This is a genomic window from Streptomyces sp. P1-3 (assembly GCF_050613155.1).
Classification (GTDB): domain Bacteria; phylum Actinomycetota; class Actinomycetes; order Streptomycetales; family Streptomycetaceae; genus Streptomyces.
Map to the genome: position 1 here is coordinate 1,244,832 of NZ_CP192512.1, position 17,647 is coordinate 1,262,478.

Below are 17,647 nucleotides of genomic sequence, written 5' to 3' on the forward strand. Positions count from 1 at the left end.
ATCGGACGGGATGACAAGGAACCGAGCGTGAGCGTGACGATGTCCATCGAAGGCAGGATCGCCGAGGAACTCGGTGTACGGGAGCGGCAGGTCAGGGCCGCCGTCGAGCTGCTGGACGGCGGGTCGAGCGTGCCGTTCATCGCGCGCTACCGCAAGGAAGCGACCGAGATGCTCGACGACGCCCAGCTGCGGACCCTGGAGGAGCGGCTGCGCTATCTGCGGGAGCTGGAGGACCGGCGGGCGGCGATCCTCGACTCGGTGCGCGAGCAGGGCAAGCTCACCGAGGAGCTGGAGGCGCGGATCCGGGACGCCGAGACCAAGGCGCGCCTGGAGGACATCTACCTGCCTTTCAAGCCGAAGCGGCGGACGAAGGCGCAGATCGCCCGCGAGGCCGGCCTCGAACCGCTCGCCGAGGGGCTGCTGACCGACCCGTCCGTGGAGCCGCTGGCCGCGGCCGCGGCCTTCGTGGACGCGGACAAGGGCGTGGCGGACCCGCAGGCGGCCCTGGACGGCGCGCGGGCGATCCTCACCGAGCGGTTCTCGGAGGACGCCGACCTGATCGGCGAGCTGCGCGAGCGCATGTGGGGCCGGGGCCGGCTGGCCGCGAAGGTGCGGGACGGCAAGGAGACCGAGGGCGCGAAGTTCGCCGACTACTTCGACTTCGCCGAGCCCTTCACGGAGCTGCCCTCGCACCGGGTGCTGGCGATGTTCCGCGGCGAGAAGGAGGAGGTCCTGGACCTCGTCCTGGAGCCGGAGGAACCCGCCGCGGACGTCGTGGCCTCCGGCCCGAGCACGTACGAGTCGATGGTGGCCCGGCGCTTCGGGGTCGCCGACCGCGGCCGCCCGGCCGACAAGTGGCTGGCGGACACCGTCCGGTGGGCCTGGCGCACCCGGATCCTGGTGCATCTCGGGATCGACCTGCGGCTGCGGCTGCGTACGGCCGCGGAGGACGAGGCGGTCCGGGTCTTCGCCGCCAACCTGCGGGACCTGCTGCTGGCCGCGCCGGCCGGGACCCGCGCCACGCTGGGCCTCGACCCCGGATTCCGTACGGGCGTGAAGGTCGCCGTCGTCGACGCGACCGGCAAGGTCGTCGCCACGGACACCGTCTACCCGCACGTCCCGCAGAACAAGTGGGACGAGTCCCTCGCCAAGCTGGCGCGGCTGGCGAAGGAGCACGCGGTCGAGCTGGTCGCGATCGGCAACGGCACGGCGTCGCGTGAGACGGACAAGCTGGCCGGTGAACTCATCACCAAGCACCCCGAGTTGAAGCTGACCAAGGTGATGGTCTCGGAGGCCGGCGCGTCGGTGTACTCCGCGTCCGCGTTCGCCTCGCAGGAGCTGCCCGGTCTCGACGTGTCGCTGCGCGGCGCGGTCTCCATCGCCCGGCGGCTCCAGGACCCGCTGGCCGAGCTCGTCAAGATCGACCCGAAGTCGATCGGCGTCGGCCAGTACCAGCACGACCTGTCCGAGGTGAAGCTCTCGCGCTCGCTGGACGCGGTGGTCGAGGACTGCGTGAACGGCGTCGGCGTGGATGTGAACACCGCGTCCGCACCGCTGCTGGCGCGGGTGTCGGGCATCGGCGCCGGGCTCGCGGAGAACATCGTGACGCACCGCGACACCAACGGCCCGTTCCAGTCGCGCAAGGCGCTCAAGGACGTCGCGCGGCTGGGCCCGAAGGCGTACGAGCAGTGCGCGGGCTTCCTGCGGATCCGCGGCGGCGACGACCCGCTGGACGCCTCCAGCGTGCACCCCGAGGCGTACCCGGTGGTGCGGGCGATGGTGAAGACCGTGGGCAGCGAGGTCGCGTCGCTGATCGGCAACTCGTCGGTGCTGCGGTCGCTGAAGCCGGCCGACTTCGTGGACGAGAAGTTCGGTCTGCCGACCGTGACGGACATTCTGCGCGAGCTGGAGAAGCCGGGCCGCGACCCGCGACCCGCGTTCAAGACCGCCGCGTTCAAGGAGGGCGTCGAGAAGATCGGCGACCTGGCGTCGGGCATGGTCCTGGAGGGGGTCGTCACCAACGTGGCGGCGTTCGGCGCGTTCGTGGACATCGGCGTCCACCAGGACGGCCTGGTGCATGTCTCGGCGATGTCGAAGACGTTCGTCAAGGACCCGCGCGACGTGGTCAAGCCGGGCGACATCGTGAAGGTGAAGGTCCTGGACGTGGACATCCCGCGGAAGCGGATCTCGCTGACGCTGCGACTGGACGACGGCGCCGGTGCGCCGTCCGGCGGGGTCCGGGGCGGTGACCGCGGCGAGCGCGGCGAGCGCGCGGACCGCGGCGGTCGTGGCGGCGGCGCCAAGCGCGGCGCCCCGCAGCAGCGCCGGGGCAACGGCCGCGAGGGGCGCGGCGGCGGCGGCCGGGACGCGGCTCCGGTGAACGGGGCGATGGCGGACGCGCTGCGCCGGGCGGGCTTGCTGTAGCCCTCGCGGGCGCCTCTTCCCCACCCCTTCCCGAACTGGGGCTCCGCCCCAGACCCCGCCACCCGGCGGAGCCGCACATTGGACGCAGCGGGAAGGGGCGGGGAGGGGACAAGGCGCGCCGCGAGGCGTCAGTCCTCCGTGACGCGGCCCTCCGAGACCCGCAGCCGCCGCGTCGTGTGCACCGCCTCCAGCATCCGGCGGTCGTGCGTCACCAGCAGCAGCGTGCCCGGGTACGACGCCAACGCCGACTCCAGCTGCTCGATCGCGGGCAGGTCCAGGTGGTTGGTCGGCTCGTCCAGGACGAGGAGGTTGACGCCCCGGGCCTGGAGGAGCGCCAGCGCCGCGCGGGTGCGCTCGCCGGGCGACAGCGTCGCGGCCGACCGCAGCACGTGGTCGGCCTTGAGGCCGAACTTCGCGAGCAGGGTGCGCACGTCGGCGGGCGCCAGCTCCGGTACGGCCGCCCCGAACGCCTCCAGCAGCGACTCGCCGCCGAAGAACAGCTTGCGGGCCTGGTCGACCTCGCCGACCACCACCCCCGAGCCGAGGGACGCGGCGCCCCGGTCCAGCGGGAGCCGTCCGAGCAGGGCCGCCAGCAGGGTGGACTTGCCGGAGCCGTTGGCCCCCGTGATCGCCACCCGGTCGGCCCAGTCGATCTGGAGGTCGACCGGGCCGAAGTGGAAGTCCCCGCGACGTACCTCTGCGCCGCGCAGCGTCGCCACCACCGCGCCCGAGCGGGGCGCGGCGGCGATCTCCATCCGCAGCTCCCACTCCTTGCGCGGCTCCTCGACCACCTCCAGCCGCTCGATGAGCCGGTCGGTCTGACGTGCCTTGGCCGCCTGCTTCTCGGTGGCCTCGACGCGGGCGTTCCGTCCGATCTTGTCGTTGTCGCTCGCCTTGCGCCGGGCGTTCTTGACGCCCTTCTCCATCCACGCGCGCTGGGTGCGGGCCCGCGCCTCCAGGCCCGCGCGGGTGTCCGCGTACTCCTCGTACCGATCGCGCGCGTGCCGCCGGGCCGTCTCGCGCTCCTCCAGGTACGCGGTGTAGCCGCCGCCGAAGAGCGTCACCCGCTGCTGCGCGAGGTCGAGTTCGAGGACCTTGTGGACGGTGCGGGCCAGGAACTCGCGGTCGTGGCTGACCAGCACGGTGCCCGCGCGCAGCCCGGTGACGAACTCCTCCAGCCGCCGCAGCCCGTCCAGGTCCAGGTCGTTGGTGGGCTCGTCCAGCAGGAAGACGTCGTAGCGGCTGAGCAGGAGGGAAGCCAGCGACGCGCGGGCCGCCTGGCCGCCGGAGAGCTCGGTCATGGCCCGGTCCAGACCGATGCCGAGGCCGAGCGAGGCCGCGACCTCCTCGGCGCGCTCGTCCAGGTCGGCGGCCCCCAGCGAAAGCCAGCGCTCCAGCGCGACGGCGTACGCGTCGTCGGCGCCGGGCGCGCCGTCGGCGAGCGCCTGGGTGGTGGCGTCCAGCTCCGCCTGCGCGGCGGCGACGCCGGTGCGCCGGGCCAGGAAGGCGCGTACGGTCTCGCCGGGCCGCCGGTCGGGCTCCTGCGGCAGATGGCCGACGGTCGCGTGCGGCGGGCTGAGGGCGACGGCCCCCTGCTCGGGGTCGGCCAGTCCCGCGAACATGCGCAGCAGCGTCGACTTCCCCGCGCCGTTGGCGCCGACGAGTCCGATCACCTCGCCGGGAGCGACGACCAGGTCCAGGCCGGAGAACAGGGTGCGGTCGCCGTGGCCGGCGGCGAGATCCTTGGCGACGAGGGTTGCAGTCATCAGGCCGTCGATCCTAGTTCCTCCGTCTCCCGGTCCCTCCCGGTTTTCTCCGCCGGGCCGTTACCCTCCGGGCATGGCGCATGACGTGGTCGTGGTCGGGGGCGGGGTCATCGGGCTGACCACAGCTGTGGTGCTGGCCGAGGGCGCGGGTGGGGGCACCCCCAGCGGTAGCTGGGGGAGGGTGACCGTGTGGAGCCGCGACCCGGCGCCCGACACCACCTCGGCGGTGGCCGGTGGGCTGTGGTGGCCGTACCGCATCGAGCCGCGGGAGAAGGTCGGCGCGTGGTCGCTGGAGACCCTGCGGGTGCTGACGGAGCTCGCCGGGGCCGCGCCGGACGCGGGCGTACGGATCGTCGCGGGCACCCAGGCCGGGATCACCCCGGCGGACCTGGGGCCGTGGGCGGCCGAGGTGCCGGGACTGCGTCCGGCGACCGGGCCCGACGAGCTGCCGGGAGGCGTCGCGGCCGGTCTGCGGGCCCGGGTGCCGCTGGTCGACATGCCCGCGTACCTGACGTATCTGCGGAACCGGCTCCAGGCGGCGGGTGGTTCGGTCGTACGGCGCGGCATCGCGTCACTGGACGAGGCGGGGGACGCGGCGCCGCTGGTGGTGAACTGCACCGGGCTCGGGGCCCGCGAGCTGGTCCCCGACACCGATGTACGGCCGGTGCAGGGGCAGCTGGTGATCGTGGAGAACCCGGGCGTCGAGGAGTGGTTCGTGGCCGCCGACCCCGCCTCCACGGACACGGTGTACGCGCTGCCGCAGCCGTACGGACTGGTGCTCGGCGGCACGGCGCGCGAGGGCGTCTGGGACACGGCGCCCGACCCGGCGACGGCCGAGGCCATCGTGGCCCGCTGCGCCCGTGTCCATCCCGCGCTGGCCGACGCCCGCGTCATCGCGCACCGGGTCGGCCTGCGCCCCGCGCGCTCCCGGGTGCGCCTGGAGGGGGAACGGCTGCCCGGTGGGGCGTGGTGCGTACACAACTACGGGCACGGCGGGGCCGGCGTGACCGTGGCCTGGGGCTGCGCCCGCGAGGCGGCGGACCTGGCGGCCCGCCCCGCCCACTGACACGGGACTCCGCCCGCCGCCCACTGACACGGGGCTCCGCCCGCGGGAGCCGTGCCGGAATGTCTCACCGGGGTCCCCGGCCAGGTCGCCCCCCGATCCGCGCCGGGCCCGTCACACCGGCTTGGTCTCCTCCGGCGACGTCCGTCCCGGCCCGATGCGGATCTCGAAGTCGCCCGCGTACTCCCGGTGCCCCGCGATGACCGCCATGTTCACGGCCTCCTCGCCCTTCTCGCCCCGCACGATCAACGGGTCCTGCCGCAGGTCGCGTACGAGGGCGACGCACATCGCCACCATCACCACGGCGAACGGCGCCGCCGCGATGATCGTCAGGTTCTGCAGACCGGTCAGGGCGTCGCCCCCGCCGCCGCCGATCAGCAGCATGACGGCCGCGACCGCGCCGGTGACCACGCCCCAGAAGACGACGACGGGCCGGCTCGGTTCCATGGAGCCGTGCTGGGACAGGGAGCCCATCACGATGGAGGCGGCGTCCGCGCCGGAGACGAAGAAGATGCCGACGAGCATCATCACCAGCACGCTGGTCACCGTGGTGATGGGGTACTCCGCCAGGACGCGGAACAGCTCCGTGTCCGGGACGATGTCACCGGTGAGGTCGCCGCCCGCCCGGAGCCTGATCGCCGAACCGCCGAAGATCGAGAACCACACCAGGCTGACCGTGCTGGGCACCAGGATGACGCCGCCGATGAACTGCCGGATGGTGCGCCCGCGGCTGATGCGGGCGATGAACATGCCGACGAACGGCGTCCAGGAGATCCACCACGCCCAGTAGAAGACGGTCCAGTTGCCCAGCCATTCGGCGACCCGCGGGCCGCTGGAGGCCTCGGTGCGGCCGACCAGTTGCGGCAGGTCGCCGAAGTACGCGCCGAGGGTGGTGGGCAGCAGGTCGAGGATGACGACGGTGGGCCCGACGGCGAAGACGAAGACGGCCAGGAGCAGCGCCAGCACCATGTTGGTGTTGGACAGCCACTGGATGCCCTTCTCCACGCCGGAGACGGCGGAGGCGACGAACGCGATGGTGAGGACCGCGATCACGACCACCAGCAGCCCGGTACCGACGTTGTCCAGCCAGTCCAGCTCCTCCATGCCGCTGCCGATCTGCAGGGCGCCCAGGCCCAGCGAGGCGGCCGAGCCGAAGAGGGTGGCGAAGATGGCGAGGATGTCGATGACCTGCCCGACCCAGCCGTGGGCGCGCTTCTCCCCGAGCAGCGGGGTGAAGACCGCGCTGATGGTCTGGCGGCGGCCGCGCCGGAAGCTGCCGTACGCGATGGCGAGCCCGACGACGGCGTAGATCGCCCACGGGTGGAGCGCCCAGTGGAACAGCGTGGTGGCCATCGCCTCCTCGGTCCGCTCGGCGGCGTCCGCGGGGCGGGTGCCGGGCGGCGGGTCCACGAAGTGTGCCAGCGGCTCGCTCACGCCGTAGAACATCAGGCCGATGCCCATGCCCGCGCTGAACATCATCGCGACCCACGACACGGTGCGGAACTCGGGCTCCTCGCCCGCCTTGCCGAGCGTGATCCGGCCGTACCGGCTGACGGCCAGCCACAGCGCGAAGACCACGAACCCGGTGGCGGCCAGCATGAAGGCCCAGCCACCGTTGTGGATCAGCTCGGACAGGAGGTCGCTGGAGACGTCCTTGAGCTCGTCGGTGGCGATGGCCCCCCAGAGGACGAACGCGAGGGTGAGCGCGGCGGTGACGCCGAACACCACGCGGTCGGTCCGGGGGGCATGCGTCTGGTGCGGGCTGCCGGGCAGCATGTCCGAGATGATCGGGTGGTCGTCAGGGGGCTCGCTGCTGTCGTCCCCCGCGGGCGAGTGGGTCTCCGGCACGCGACGGCCTTTCGCTGAGGTGACGCCGAATCAGTTCCGGCTGCTCAGTACCCCCTACCACACGGCGTACGGCCAGGCGGCCAGGCGCGGCCGCAGGTCAGCAGCCGGATGCCGGGTGACCCACCGTCAGGTGATGGTTCGCGCGCCCGTCGAGGAGCAGGGGGACCAACGCGCGCAGCGGCTGCCGCAGCGGCACCAGGAAGCCGCCGCCGTCCCGGCGCGCCACGACGCCGTGCAGCGCCAGCTCGTCCCGCACCGACGCGTACTGTGCGGCGTCCAGCCGGTACCCGCACGGCGGATCGGCGAGCACCTGCTCCTCGGTCGCCGGGTCGTTGTCCGCGCCGCCGAGGTAGACCGGTCCGGTGTCGGCGTAGCCCGCCAGCCGGGCGCGCGCCGTGGCCTGCCCGATGCGGTTCCGCCGCTCGTCGGCGAAGGCGAAGAGCCCGTCCAGAGCGGCCTGTTGGGAGCCCACGCGGCGCCGGTTGTTGACGGCGGGGTCGGCCTGCTCGGCTTCGGTGAGGGCGTCGACGCGGGTCTCCACCAGCAGCCCGACGGCGTGCTTGACCCCGGCGGTGTTCCGCAGGATGCGCTCCTGCCCGTCGCCCGCGACCTGCTTGACGGGGTCGCCGGTCTCCGGGTCGGTCCAGATGCCGTAGGTGCCGGTGCTGTGACCCGAGCGTTGGGCGGCCGGTCGGACGTAGGACTCGGACAGCGTGTGCGCCTCGTCGTGCACCGGGTCGGCGGTGTTGAGGTTGCGCGGCCACAGGGTCAGCAGGTCCTTGACGTAGTACGGGGCGGTGGCGCCGTACTCGTGCAGGTCGTAGACGGTGTCGGGGCGGTGGTCCCGGAGTACGCGCGCGATGGCCCGCGCCTCCGCCGTGCGCAGCGCGATGTGGTCGCGGTTGATGTCGACGCCGTCGGCGTTCTCCCTGGTGTCCGCGGCGCGGCCGTCCGGGTTGGCGGTCGGGATCACCAGGACGCTCGTCCGCGCCAGGAAGCGGCGCGTCTCCGCGTCCGTGGCGTAGGCCAGGTCGCGGACGGTGGTCAGGCACGCCTCGCGCCCGGACGGCTCGTCACCGTGCTGGGAGCAGACGAGGAGGACGGTGTTGCCGTGGGCGCCGTGGGCTGGGGCGCCGATCCGTACGAGCTGGAGGGGGCGGCCCTGCCCGGTGGTGCCGACGCGGTCGACGCCGACCAGGTCGCTCGCCTCGTCGATGTCGGCGAGGAACGCCAGCTCCTCGGGCTGGGTGGTCCAGCGGGCGCCGTGGCTGGTCTCGAACCCGGTACGGGGCGGCGGTGTGTCGGCCCGCGCTGGCGCGGTGAGGGCCGACGCGGTCAGTAACACGCCGATCGCCGCGCAGAGGGCGGCGCGGCGGAGGTGTGTGCGTGCGGGCACGGGTGCTTCTCCTTGTCTGCGGGTGCCGGCTGCGGGCTGCTCGCAGCCGGGGCGGGGGGCTTTGTTCCCGATCCCGCCCCTTCCCGAACCGGGGCTCCGGACGTCCGCTGGGCCCTACGCCAGCAGCGCAGGGGTGCCCTCAATCGCCGGACGGGCTGATTTCAGCCCGTCCGGCGATTGAGGACCGGGGTCTGGGGCGGAGCCCCAGTTTCGGGAAGGGGAGGGTCAGGGGAGAAGTACCGACCGGCGTGGCGCCCCCACGCCCTTCAGCGGGCCGTCGGCCGCCGGCGGCGAGGGCGCCGCGAAGACCGGCACGCCGCCCACCAGCGGCAGGTCGGCGGACGTGCGCGCGAGGTCGATGGTCAGCCGCGGCTTGGAGGCCGGTGGCTCGATCAGCCCCGCGTCCGTACCGCCGATGATCAGCGCGAGCCGGTGGCCTGCCGGTACGACGTGGTCGGTGGCGGCCAGGTCGAGGGTGATGGTGTACGGCTTCCCCGGCGTCAGCGGGCCGCCCGCGCCGTCGTCGGCGTGGTTGCCGAGGTCGGCCCAGCCGCGGCTGACGACCGTGTAGTCGACCTCCGCCGTGTCGGCCTCGGTCACCTTGTAGCAGGCGCTGTCCCCGGTCGTGGAGCGGCCCCAGCAGGTGCGGTCGGCGCGGGTGCGGATGCCCTCCCCATCCGCCGTGTAGTTGCGGATGGTGTCCGGGCCGAGGTCGACCAGGACCGCGGTCAGGTGGGCACTGGCCGTGGACGGGGTGGCCGTGACGGTGACCCGACTCGATCCGGACAGCCGCAGGTCCTCCTTCAGCACCGGGGTGCTGAATCCGGCCTTGTCCGGGGTGGCGGTGTCGATCCGCCCGGCCCAGTCCGCCTCGCTGTGCGCCGGGTCGTCGGTGAAGGCGGCGGTGCTGCCGGGCGCGGCCGGGTCGGTGCCGAGGACGCCGACGCCGGACGTGGTGCCGGGACGCGGCCGCAGGGTGGTGGTCCGGGTGGACTCCGCCGGCCAGACCTTGTCGGTGGACCACCGGTCGGGGGCGCGCTCGATGTCGGCCATGGGCTCCCGCTCGATGCCGTTGTCGATGCCGAGCAGGTAGTGGTCGAACCACCGGTGCAGGGTGCGGACCCATTCCGCGCGGCGGAAGTCGAACGGGTCGACGTGACCGGTCTGGGAGAGCCAGATCTTGCGCTCCACCCCGGCGTCGGCGAGCCCGTCCCACCACTGCCCGAGGTGCTTCATCCGCACGTTGAGGTCCTGCATGCCGTGGACGGCGAAGACGCTGGCGCGCACCCTGCCCACGTCCGCGGTGTAGTCGCGGGCGGTCCACAGCGGGGTCCAGTCGCCGGAGCGCGGGGCGCCCTCGACCAGTTGCCGCTGTACGGCGCCGCAGCGGGCGCGGGCCTCGGGGCTCTCGATGGCGTCGGACAGCCCGTCGGGGCCGCCGTCGTAGAGCGGGGCACCCTTGGCGAAGTAGTAGTCGTACCAGGAGCTGATGGCGCCGATGGGCACGATGGTCTTCAGGCCCTTGACGCCGGTGGCGGCCACGCCGTTGGCGACGGTGCCGTCGTAGCTCTTGCCGATCATGCCGGTAGCGCCGTTGGACCACGTGGCCTTGACGGACCGGCTGCCGGTGCGGGTGCTGTAGCCGCGGCCGCGGCCGTTCAGCCAGTCGACGACGGCCTTGGCGGACTGGACGTCGGAGGCGCCGCCGACGTCGACACAACCGTCGGAGCGGTTGGTTCCGGCGAGGTCGACCAGGACGGTGGCATAGCCGCGCGGGACGAAGTAGTTGTCGTAGAACAGCGGGAACTGGACGGGCTTGCCGTCCGCGTCATAGGTCTTCTTCTGGCTCTCGTTGCCGCGCCCGCAGCAGGAGTAGTAGGGGCTGGCGTCCATGATCACGGGTATTCGCCGACCCTGCTGGGCCGGTTCGCGCGGCCGCACGATGTCGACGGCGACGCGGTCGGTCCTGCCGTCGCCGTCGCCGTCGAGCTTGGTGTCGACCCAGACGGATTCACGTATCGCGTCCTTGTAGGAGTACACGGGTCTGCTCTCCCGCGGGGCGCGGTGCCCGGCGGGATCGGCCTGCGCGGCCGGCGGGATCAGGAACACGGCCAGCAACGCGGCGATCGCCGCCGCGGGCAATGTGGCTCGGGGGATGCGGGGTTTCCGCGTACGTAGCAGCACGGCCGGACGTTAGCGCGGGTCAACTCCCCGGCAGAAGGGGGCTATCGGTAAATGAGATGCCCCCGCCAGGGAGGACGGCAGGGGCCGGAGTGACCGGTCGCGGACGCGATTCCGGAGAGTGAGGGATCGGTGGCGAACGGTCAGTTCGCGAGAGCGGTGCGTTCGACGTGGGCGAGCTTGACGGTCGCGATATCCGCCACCTCGCTGTCGTCTTCCATGCTGTAGGAGCTGAGCTCCTCGGTGTCGGCTTCCGACTTTCCGGGCTTGAGGTGTCCGACGACAATGTACGTCTGACCTATGTAGTCGCCGTCCTTGTCGAAGGCGTTGACGATCGCGCTGTAGTTGGCGGGTCCGTCGCCCTTGTTGGTGACCTTGTAGATGAACTCGTAGGTGTCGTCGTCGGAGTCGTCCTCGCTGTCGCAGTCGTTGTAGGTGTACTCGTCGTAGTCGTCGCAGTCCTCGTCGGCGGTGTCGTCGCCGGTCACCTGCTTTCCGCCGCTGATCTCGACGTGGCTCATGAGGTCTTCGTCGTCGTCGACGAGGACGTACCAGCCGATCCCCGCTCCGCCCGCGAGGACGACGGCGGCGGCGAGGGCGATCAGGCGGGTACGGCGCGAGCCCGGCAGGCGGCGGGGCGGCGTGCCCGAGGGGTCGGGAGCCGGGTGCCCGGGCACCGCGGGGACGGGGACGGAGACGGTGGGCGACCAGGCGGGGACGGGTGGCTGCTGGCCAGGTGCAGGGGTGTTCTCGTCCAAGGGAGGAGTCGTTCCTTTCGTCGGGCGAGCGCGGTGAGCGGATGAGAAGAGGGGGGGGAAGTGCGGGTCACACTACGGGAGTTGCACCGGCAGGTCTCGCGAATCGTCAAGCGGGTGGAGCCGGACGCGGGACGGCGGCTGATGCCGGTTGATGTCGAATGATGTCGACACGATGTCGAACACATGACAGCCTCGCCCCATGGACACCATGGCCCCCAATGGGTACATAGAGTCCGAGTGATCGTTCTCCCCTACGAGTTGGAGGACTCGTGCGTCACAGACTCATCGTCCCGACGGCGGCCGTGGCCAGCCTGCTGCTGGTGATCCCGGCATCGGCGGCCGAGCCGGGCCCGGGTGCACCGGGCATCGGGGACTCCTATTACCCGGCCTCCGGAAACGGCGGCTACGACGTCTCCCACTACAACCTGCGGCTGAAGTACCAGCCGAAGACCGACCGGTTGGAGGGCACCGCGACGATCGTGGCTTCCGCCACGCAGGACCTGTCGCGCTTCAACCTGGACTTCGCGCTCGGTGTGAGCTCGGTGCTGGTGGGCGGCAAGAAGGCGAACTTCAAGAAGACCGGCAGCCATGAGCTGGAGATCACCCCGGCCACCCAGTTGGACGCGGGCAAACCGTTCACCGTGGTCGTCCGCTACAGCGGAACGCCGTCGACGGTGCTGATCGACGGGTTCACCGCCTGGCAGCGCACTCCGGACGGGGCCGTGGCGGCCCAGGAGCCGGAAGGGGCCGCCTGGTGGTTCCCGAGCAACGACCACCCGCTGGACAAGGCCACGTACGACGTCTCGGTCCTGGTGCCCGAGGGCACCCAGGCGATCAGCAACGGCACGTTGCAGTCGACGTCTCCGCAGGCGGGCGGCTGGACCCGGTACAACTGGCGGTCCAGCAAGCCGCAGGCCAGCTATCTGGCGACGCTCGCGGTGGGCAAGTTCGACATCACCACCGACACCACCGCCAACGGGCTGCCCGTCATCAACGCCTACAGCAAGGACCTCGGCGACAACGCGGGCGCGGCGCGGGCCAGCGTGGAGCGGACGGGCGAGATCGCCGACTGGCTGAGCGAGGTGTTCGGCCCGTATCCGTTCACCGCGCTCGGCGGCTATGTGCCGAACGTGCCGACCAGCTTCGCGCTGGAGACCCAGACCCGGGTGTTCTACAGCCCGAAGGGGTTCAGCAGCGGCGCGAACGCCTCCCTCGTCGTCCATGAGCTGGCCCACCAGTGGTACGGCGACAGCGTCTCCGTCAAGGACTGGCGCGACATCTGGGTGAACGAGGGCTTCGCCCGCTACGCCCAGTGGCTGTGGTCGGAGAAGGAGGGTGAGGGCACCGCGCAGGAGGTGGCCGACTTCACGTACGCCAAGTACGCGGCCGACGACCCCTTCTGGACGGTCAAGCCGGGCGACCCGGGCGCGGACAACCAGTTCCACATCGCCGTGTACGACCGTGGCGCGCTCGCGCTCCAGGCGCTGCGCAACGAGATAGGGGACAAGGCCTTCTTCGCGCTGCTCAAGGACTGGCCGACCGCGAACCGGTACGGCAACGGCTCCGTCCAGGACTTCGTGGCGTTCGCCGAGAAGGCCACCGGCAAGGAGCTGTCGGCGCTCTTCGACACCTGGCTGTTCACCCCGTCGAAGCCGGCCGCGCCCGCCGCCCGGCAGGCGGCCATCGCTCAGAAGGGCAAGCCCGCCGCCCCGAAGTCGTGGCAGAAGATCCAGGCCACGAACACCGTTCACGACCACGGGCACGAGCACGACCACGGGCACTAGTCCGACCACGGGCACGAGCCCGGGCGGAGCGGCGGCTCGGCCCTGAGCCGCCGCCCCTGAGCCCGCCGGTGACCGGTCGCCGTCTGCCGGTCACCGACGGGTTTTCCCCGTCCCGTCACCGCACCGTGGCGCGCGCCGCCGCGTGTTCCACCTCGCCAGCCCCCGCGCGTGCGCGATCCGCAGGGGCGGCGGCACCGCCGCCATGCCCACCCGGACCGCCCGCGCGAACCGCCGCAGCGCCCGCTCCTGGCGCGGCGTCCAGGCCAGCCCGAAGCGCTCGCGCAGCGGTGCGGGCAGCAGCCCGATGGTGACCAGCAGCGTGCCGCGGCCCATGGCGTCGGCCACGGGCCTCCACAGCGCGGCCGGGACCCACCGCACGGGTGGCTTCGCGGGGTGCCGGAGCACTTCCAGCAGGTCCTGGACGGAGCGGTTCAGCTCCAGTCGCCGGTCCACCATGTCGTCGTAGTACGCGCGGAACGCGGCCCAGTCCGCCGGCATGTCCCGCTCGGCCAGCCCCCACAGCCGCCCGACCGCCCGCATCTCCCGGTAGTACGCCTCGGTGAGCGCGGGCCCGAACGGTCTGCCGAAGCGCTCGTGGGCCTCGACCGCTCCCATGACGAGGGTGGCGTGCACCCAGTGGTACGCCTCGGGGTCGAGCGCGCGGTAGGGCCGGCCGCGGGCGTCGGTGCCGGTGAAGCCCGCGTGCAGGGCGCGCAGCCGTGCCGTCTCGGCCTCGGCGGCCCGCGGCCCGCCGTAGATCACCGTGTTCAGCGACAGCAGCGTCTCCCACAGCCGCCGCCAGGGCTGGGTACGGAAGGCGGAGTACTGCTCCACCCCGGCGCCGACGACGGGGTGGGCGACCTGCATGACCAGCAGCTCGGAGGCGACGAGCATGCAGCGAAGGTCCCCGAAGTAGCGCCATACGGGCCCGCCGGGCGTGTGGTACCCCATAGCCGCATTGTCCCGCTTCCCGTTCCTCAGGCGGTGTCCCGGCGCGCCTGCCATCGGCTGAAGCCCGCCTGCGGCGTGTGGAGGGTGACGGTGCCCCCGCCGAGCATCTCGGCCTTCTGCCGGAGCCGGTCCACGACCGCCGGGCTCGGCCGGCCGTAGACGTCGATGGCTCTCATGCGGATCAGCGCGGCGAACGCGCGGAACCTCGGTCCGCCGAGCTCCAGGTGGAGCTCCATCGACGCTGAGTCGGGATGGACGGCCACCACGGTCATCGTGGCCCCCGACTCGTCGATGAAGAAGTGATACGCGATCAGCCGCGGCTCGCGCGACTCGACGAACGCGGCCAGGTCGCGCATCCCGTTCCTGACCTCCGCGAGCCTGCCCTCGCGAATGTCGGAGCGGTCGACGTAGTAGAGGGGTTCCGCCATGCCGACCGAGGCTATCGCCGGCGGCCCGTCGCGGCAGGTATCTCGTTGACCAGGACTTTCGCAGCGCCGGTGAGACAGCAATACTGTTGGACCATCGGGAGCAGAGCGGAGAGTGAGGCGCGGCCGATGAGCGCGGAGACCGGGGAACCGACGCCCCTCACCGTCGACGAGCTGGCCGCCCGGGCCGGGGTGACCGTCCGCACGGTGCGCTTCTACAGCACCCGGGGGCTGCTGCCGCCGCCCGAGATCGGCCCCCGCCGCGTGGGCCGGTACGGGCCCGAGCACCTGTCCCGGCTGGCGCTGATCGAGGAGCTCCAGCACCACGGGATGACCCTGGCCGCCATCGAGCGCTATCTGAACCGGCTGCCCGCGGATCTGAGCGCCGACGACCTGGCCATCCACCGGGCGCTGGTCGCCTCGTGGGCGCCGCAGACGCCGCAGGAGGCGACCCGCGAGCAGCTCGCGCGGCGGGCCGGGCGGGAGCTGGCGGACGAGGACGTCGACCGGCTGGCGGCGATGGGCATGCTGGAGCGCACCGACGCCCCGGACGTCTTCCGCATCGACCCGGCGACCCTGCACCTGGGGGTCCGGTTGCTGGACGTGCCGATCGCGCTGGAGTCGATCCTGGCCGCGCACGCGGTGGTGCAGGAGCACACCCGGTCGGCGGCGCGCGAGCTGAGCCGGCTCTTCCGCGACGAGGTGTCGGGCGAGGAGGTGGAGGCCATCAAGGCGCTCTCCGCCCATATGCACCCGCTGGTCGTGCAGGCGCTGGTGATCGCCTTCCAGCGGTCGATGAAGGAGGAGCTGCGGGCCTGGTTCGGCGAGGGCTGAACCAGGCCCGCGGCCACCTGCGTGCTGACTGCGGCGGCTCAGTCGTGGAACGTCTCGCCCCGCTCGGCCTTCTCCAGCAGCAGCGCCGGCGGCGCGAACCGGTCTCCGTACGCCGCCTGGAGTTCGCGGGCGCGGGCCACGAAGCCCGGCAGCCCGCCGTCGTAACCATTGATGTACTGGAGCACACCGCCGGTCCAACCGGGGAAGCCGATGCCCAGGATGGAGCCGATGTTGGCGTCGGCGACGGAGGTGAGCACGCCCTCCTCCAGGCACCGTACCGAGTCGAGGGCCTCGGCGAAGAGCATCCGGTCCACCATGTCCGGGAACGGGATCGCCGCGCCGGTCGTGGTGAAGTGCTCGCGCAGTCCCGGCCACAGCCGGGTCCGCCGGCCGTCCGCGCCGTACTCGTAGAAGCCCGCGCCGCCGGCGCGGCCCGGCCGCCCGAACTCGTCGACCATCCGGTCGATCACGGCGTCCGCCGGGTGCTGCGACCAGCTGCCGCCCGCCTCCGCCACGGCGCGCCGCGTCTCGTCGCGGATCCTGCGCGGCAGGGTGAGGGTCAGCTCGTCCATCAGGGACAGCACCTTGGCGGGGTAGCCGGCCTGGGCGGCGGCCTGCTCCACGGAGACGGGGTCGAGGCCCTCCCCCACCATCGCCACGCCCTCGTTGATGAACTGGCCGATGACGCGGGAGGTGAAGAAGCCGCGCGAGTCGTTGACGACGATCGGGGTCTTGCGGATCCGCCGCACCAGGTCGAAGGCGCGGGCCAGCGCCTCCTCGCCGGTCCGCTCGCCCTTGATGATCTCCACCAGCGGCATCTTGTCGACGGGCGAGAAGAAGTGCAGCCCGATGAAGTCGGCCTGCCGCTCGACGCCTTCGGCGAGCGCGGTGATCGGCAGGGTGGAGGTGTTGGAGCACAGCAGGGCGTCCGGCGCGACGACCCCCTCGATCTCCTGGAACACCTTGTGCTTGAGCGCGGGGTCCTCGAAGACCGCCTCGATGACGGCGTCGCAGCCCGCCAGGTCGGCCACGTCGGCGGTCGGGGTGATCCGGGCCAGCAGCTCGTCGCGCTTCGCCTCGGTGGTGCGGCCCTTGGCGAGCGCCTTGGCCAGCAGCCCCTCGGAGTACGCCTTGCCCTTGGCGGCCGCCTCGGCGGAGACGTCCTTCAGGACCACCTCGATACCGGCCTTGGCGCAGGAGTAGGCGATGCCGGCGCCCATCATGCCGGCGCCCAGCACGGCGACCCTGCGCACCTCGCGCGGCTCGACACCGCGCGGCCTGCTGCGGCCGGCGTTGACCGCCTGGAGGTCGAAGAAGAACGCCTGGATCATGTTCTTGGCGATCTGGCCGGTCACCAGCTCGGTGAAGTAGCGGGCCTCGATGACCTGCGCGGTCTCGAAGTCCACCTGGGAGCCCTCGACAGCGGCCGCCAGGATGTTGCGGGGCGCCGGGTAGGGCGCCCCGGCCAGCTGCTTGCGCAAGGTGGCGGGGAAGGCCGGCAGGTTGGCCGCGAACTTCGGGTGCGCCGGGGTGCCGCCGGGGATCTTGTAGCCCTTCTCGTCCCACGGCTGCCGGGACTCCGGGTGCGCGTCGATGAAGGCGCGCGCCTTGGCGAGCATCTCCTCCCGCGACTCGGCGACCTCGTGCACCAGCCCTTCGGCGAGGGCGCGGCGCGGCGGGTACTGGGTGCCCTGGAGCAGCACCTTGAGCAGCGCGTCGGTGATGCCGAGCAGCCGTACGGCACGGGTCACGCCGCCCCCGGCGGGGAGCAGTCCGAGGGTGACCTCGGGCAGGCCGAGCTTCGAGCCGGGCGCGTCCAGGGCGACGCGGTGGTGGCAGGCGAGGGCGATCTCGTAACCGCCGCCGAGCGCGGCGCCGTTGATGGCGGCCACCACCGGCTTGCCGAGCGTCTCGATGCGGCGCAGGTCGCGCTTGATGTCCATGCCCGTGTCGAACGCCTGCTGGGCGTCGGCGGGCCCGATCCTGATCATGTCCTTGAGGTCGCCGCCCGCGAAGAACGTCTTCTTGGCGGAGGTGACGATGATGCCGCGGATGGTCTCGCGCTCCGCCTCGGCGCGGTCGGCGACGGCGGCGAGGGAGGCCTTGAACGCGGCGTTCATGGTGTTGGCCGACTGGCCGGGGTCGTCCAGGACGAGGGTGACGACGCCGGTCTCGTCCTGTTCCCAGCGGATGGCCGGTGCTTCGCTCATGTTCTGG

At 72.4% G+C, this 17,647-nt stretch carries 12 protein-coding genes; 4 read left to right on the forward strand and 8 right to left on the reverse strand.

Annotated features, from left to right (window positions below; genetic code table 11):
- Nucleotides 1-33 precede the first annotated feature (33 nt).
- A complete protein-coding gene (locus ACQUSR_RS05360; RefSeq protein ID WP_431047401.1) occupies nucleotides 34-2,424 on the forward strand; it encodes a Tex family protein in 2,391 nt (796 codons plus the stop codon).
- 128 nt (nucleotides 2,425-2,552) lie between these two features.
- On the opposite strand, the gene ACQUSR_RS05365 is transcribed toward ACQUSR_RS05360, so the two are convergent.
- A complete protein-coding gene (locus ACQUSR_RS05365; protein WP_431041366.1) occupies nucleotides 2,553-4,190 on the reverse strand; it encodes an ABC-F family ATP-binding cassette domain-containing protein in 1,638 nt (545 codons plus the stop codon).
- Between the two features lie 73 nt (nucleotides 4,191-4,263).
- Between ACQUSR_RS05365 and ACQUSR_RS05370 the strand changes: the two genes are divergently transcribed.
- A complete protein-coding gene (locus tag ACQUSR_RS05370) occupies nucleotides 4,264-5,256 on the forward strand; it encodes an FAD-dependent oxidoreductase (protein WP_431041367.1) in 993 nt (330 codons plus the stop codon).
- 111 nt (nucleotides 5,257-5,367) lie between these two features.
- On the opposite strand, the gene ACQUSR_RS05375 is transcribed toward ACQUSR_RS05370, so the two are convergent.
- The 4 genes from ACQUSR_RS05375 to ACQUSR_RS05390 all read right to left on the reverse strand — a co-directional run bounded on the left by ACQUSR_RS05375 (nucleotide 5,368) and on the right by ACQUSR_RS05390 (nucleotide 11,436).
- Nucleotides 5,368-7,029 carry a BCCT family transporter gene (locus ACQUSR_RS05375; protein WP_431047402.1) on the reverse strand — a complete coding sequence of 554 codons (1,662 nt, stop codon included), beginning with the start codon at nucleotides 7,027-7,029 and terminating at the stop codon, nucleotides 5,368-5,370.
- A gap of 169 nt (nucleotides 7,030-7,198) precedes the next feature.
- On the reverse strand, nucleotides 7,199-8,497 hold the full coding sequence (locus tag ACQUSR_RS05380) for a M14 family metallopeptidase (RefSeq protein WP_431041368.1): 1,299 nt from the start codon (nucleotides 8,495-8,497) through the stop codon (nucleotides 7,199-7,201).
- Nucleotides 8,498-8,722: 225 nt separating this feature from the next.
- Nucleotides 8,723-10,681: a Xaa-Pro dipeptidyl-peptidase gene (locus tag ACQUSR_RS05385; RefSeq protein WP_431041369.1), complete on the reverse strand. Its 1,959-nt coding sequence runs from the start codon at nucleotides 10,679-10,681 to the stop codon at nucleotides 8,723-8,725.
- Between the two features lie 140 nt (nucleotides 10,682-10,821).
- Nucleotides 10,822-11,436: a hypothetical protein gene (locus tag ACQUSR_RS05390; protein WP_431041370.1), complete on the reverse strand. Its 615-nt coding sequence runs from the start codon at nucleotides 11,434-11,436 to the stop codon at nucleotides 10,822-10,824.
- Between the two features lie 269 nt (nucleotides 11,437-11,705).
- Between ACQUSR_RS05390 and ACQUSR_RS05395 the strand changes: the two genes are divergently transcribed.
- Nucleotides 11,706-13,220 carry a M1 family metallopeptidase gene (locus ACQUSR_RS05395; protein WP_431041371.1) on the forward strand — a complete coding sequence of 505 codons (1,515 nt, stop codon included), beginning with the start codon at nucleotides 11,706-11,708 and terminating at the stop codon, nucleotides 13,218-13,220.
- A gap of 90 nt (nucleotides 13,221-13,310) precedes the next feature.
- Here the strand turns inward: ACQUSR_RS05395 and ACQUSR_RS05400 are convergent, their stop codons facing one another.
- Both ACQUSR_RS05400 and ACQUSR_RS05405 read right to left on the reverse strand, forming a co-directional pair.
- The gene (locus ACQUSR_RS05400; protein ID WP_431041372.1) at nucleotides 13,311-14,171 is read right to left on the reverse strand and encodes an oxygenase MpaB family protein; all 861 of its coding nucleotides are present in this window, start codon (nucleotides 14,169-14,171) and stop codon (nucleotides 13,311-13,313) included.
- 26 nt (nucleotides 14,172-14,197) lie between these two features.
- Nucleotides 14,198-14,599 carry a hypothetical protein gene (locus ACQUSR_RS05405; RefSeq protein WP_431041373.1) on the reverse strand — a complete coding sequence of 134 codons (402 nt, stop codon included), beginning with the start codon at nucleotides 14,597-14,599 and terminating at the stop codon, nucleotides 14,198-14,200.
- A 126-nt stretch (nucleotides 14,600-14,725) separates the two neighbouring features.
- Here ACQUSR_RS05405 and ACQUSR_RS05410 point away from each other — a divergent pair, with 126 nt between their 5' ends.
- Entirely contained in the window at nucleotides 14,726-15,430 is a 705-nt protein-coding gene (locus tag ACQUSR_RS05410) for a MerR family transcriptional regulator (RefSeq protein ID WP_431041374.1), read from the forward strand.
- 38 nt (nucleotides 15,431-15,468) lie between these two features.
- Here ACQUSR_RS05410 and ACQUSR_RS05415 read toward each other — a convergent pair whose 3' ends face one another.
- Entirely contained in the window at nucleotides 15,469-17,640 is a 2,172-nt protein-coding gene (locus ACQUSR_RS05415; RefSeq protein ID WP_431041375.1) for a 3-hydroxyacyl-CoA dehydrogenase NAD-binding domain-containing protein, read from the reverse strand.
- Between the last annotated feature and the right edge of the window lie 7 nt (nucleotides 17,641-17,647).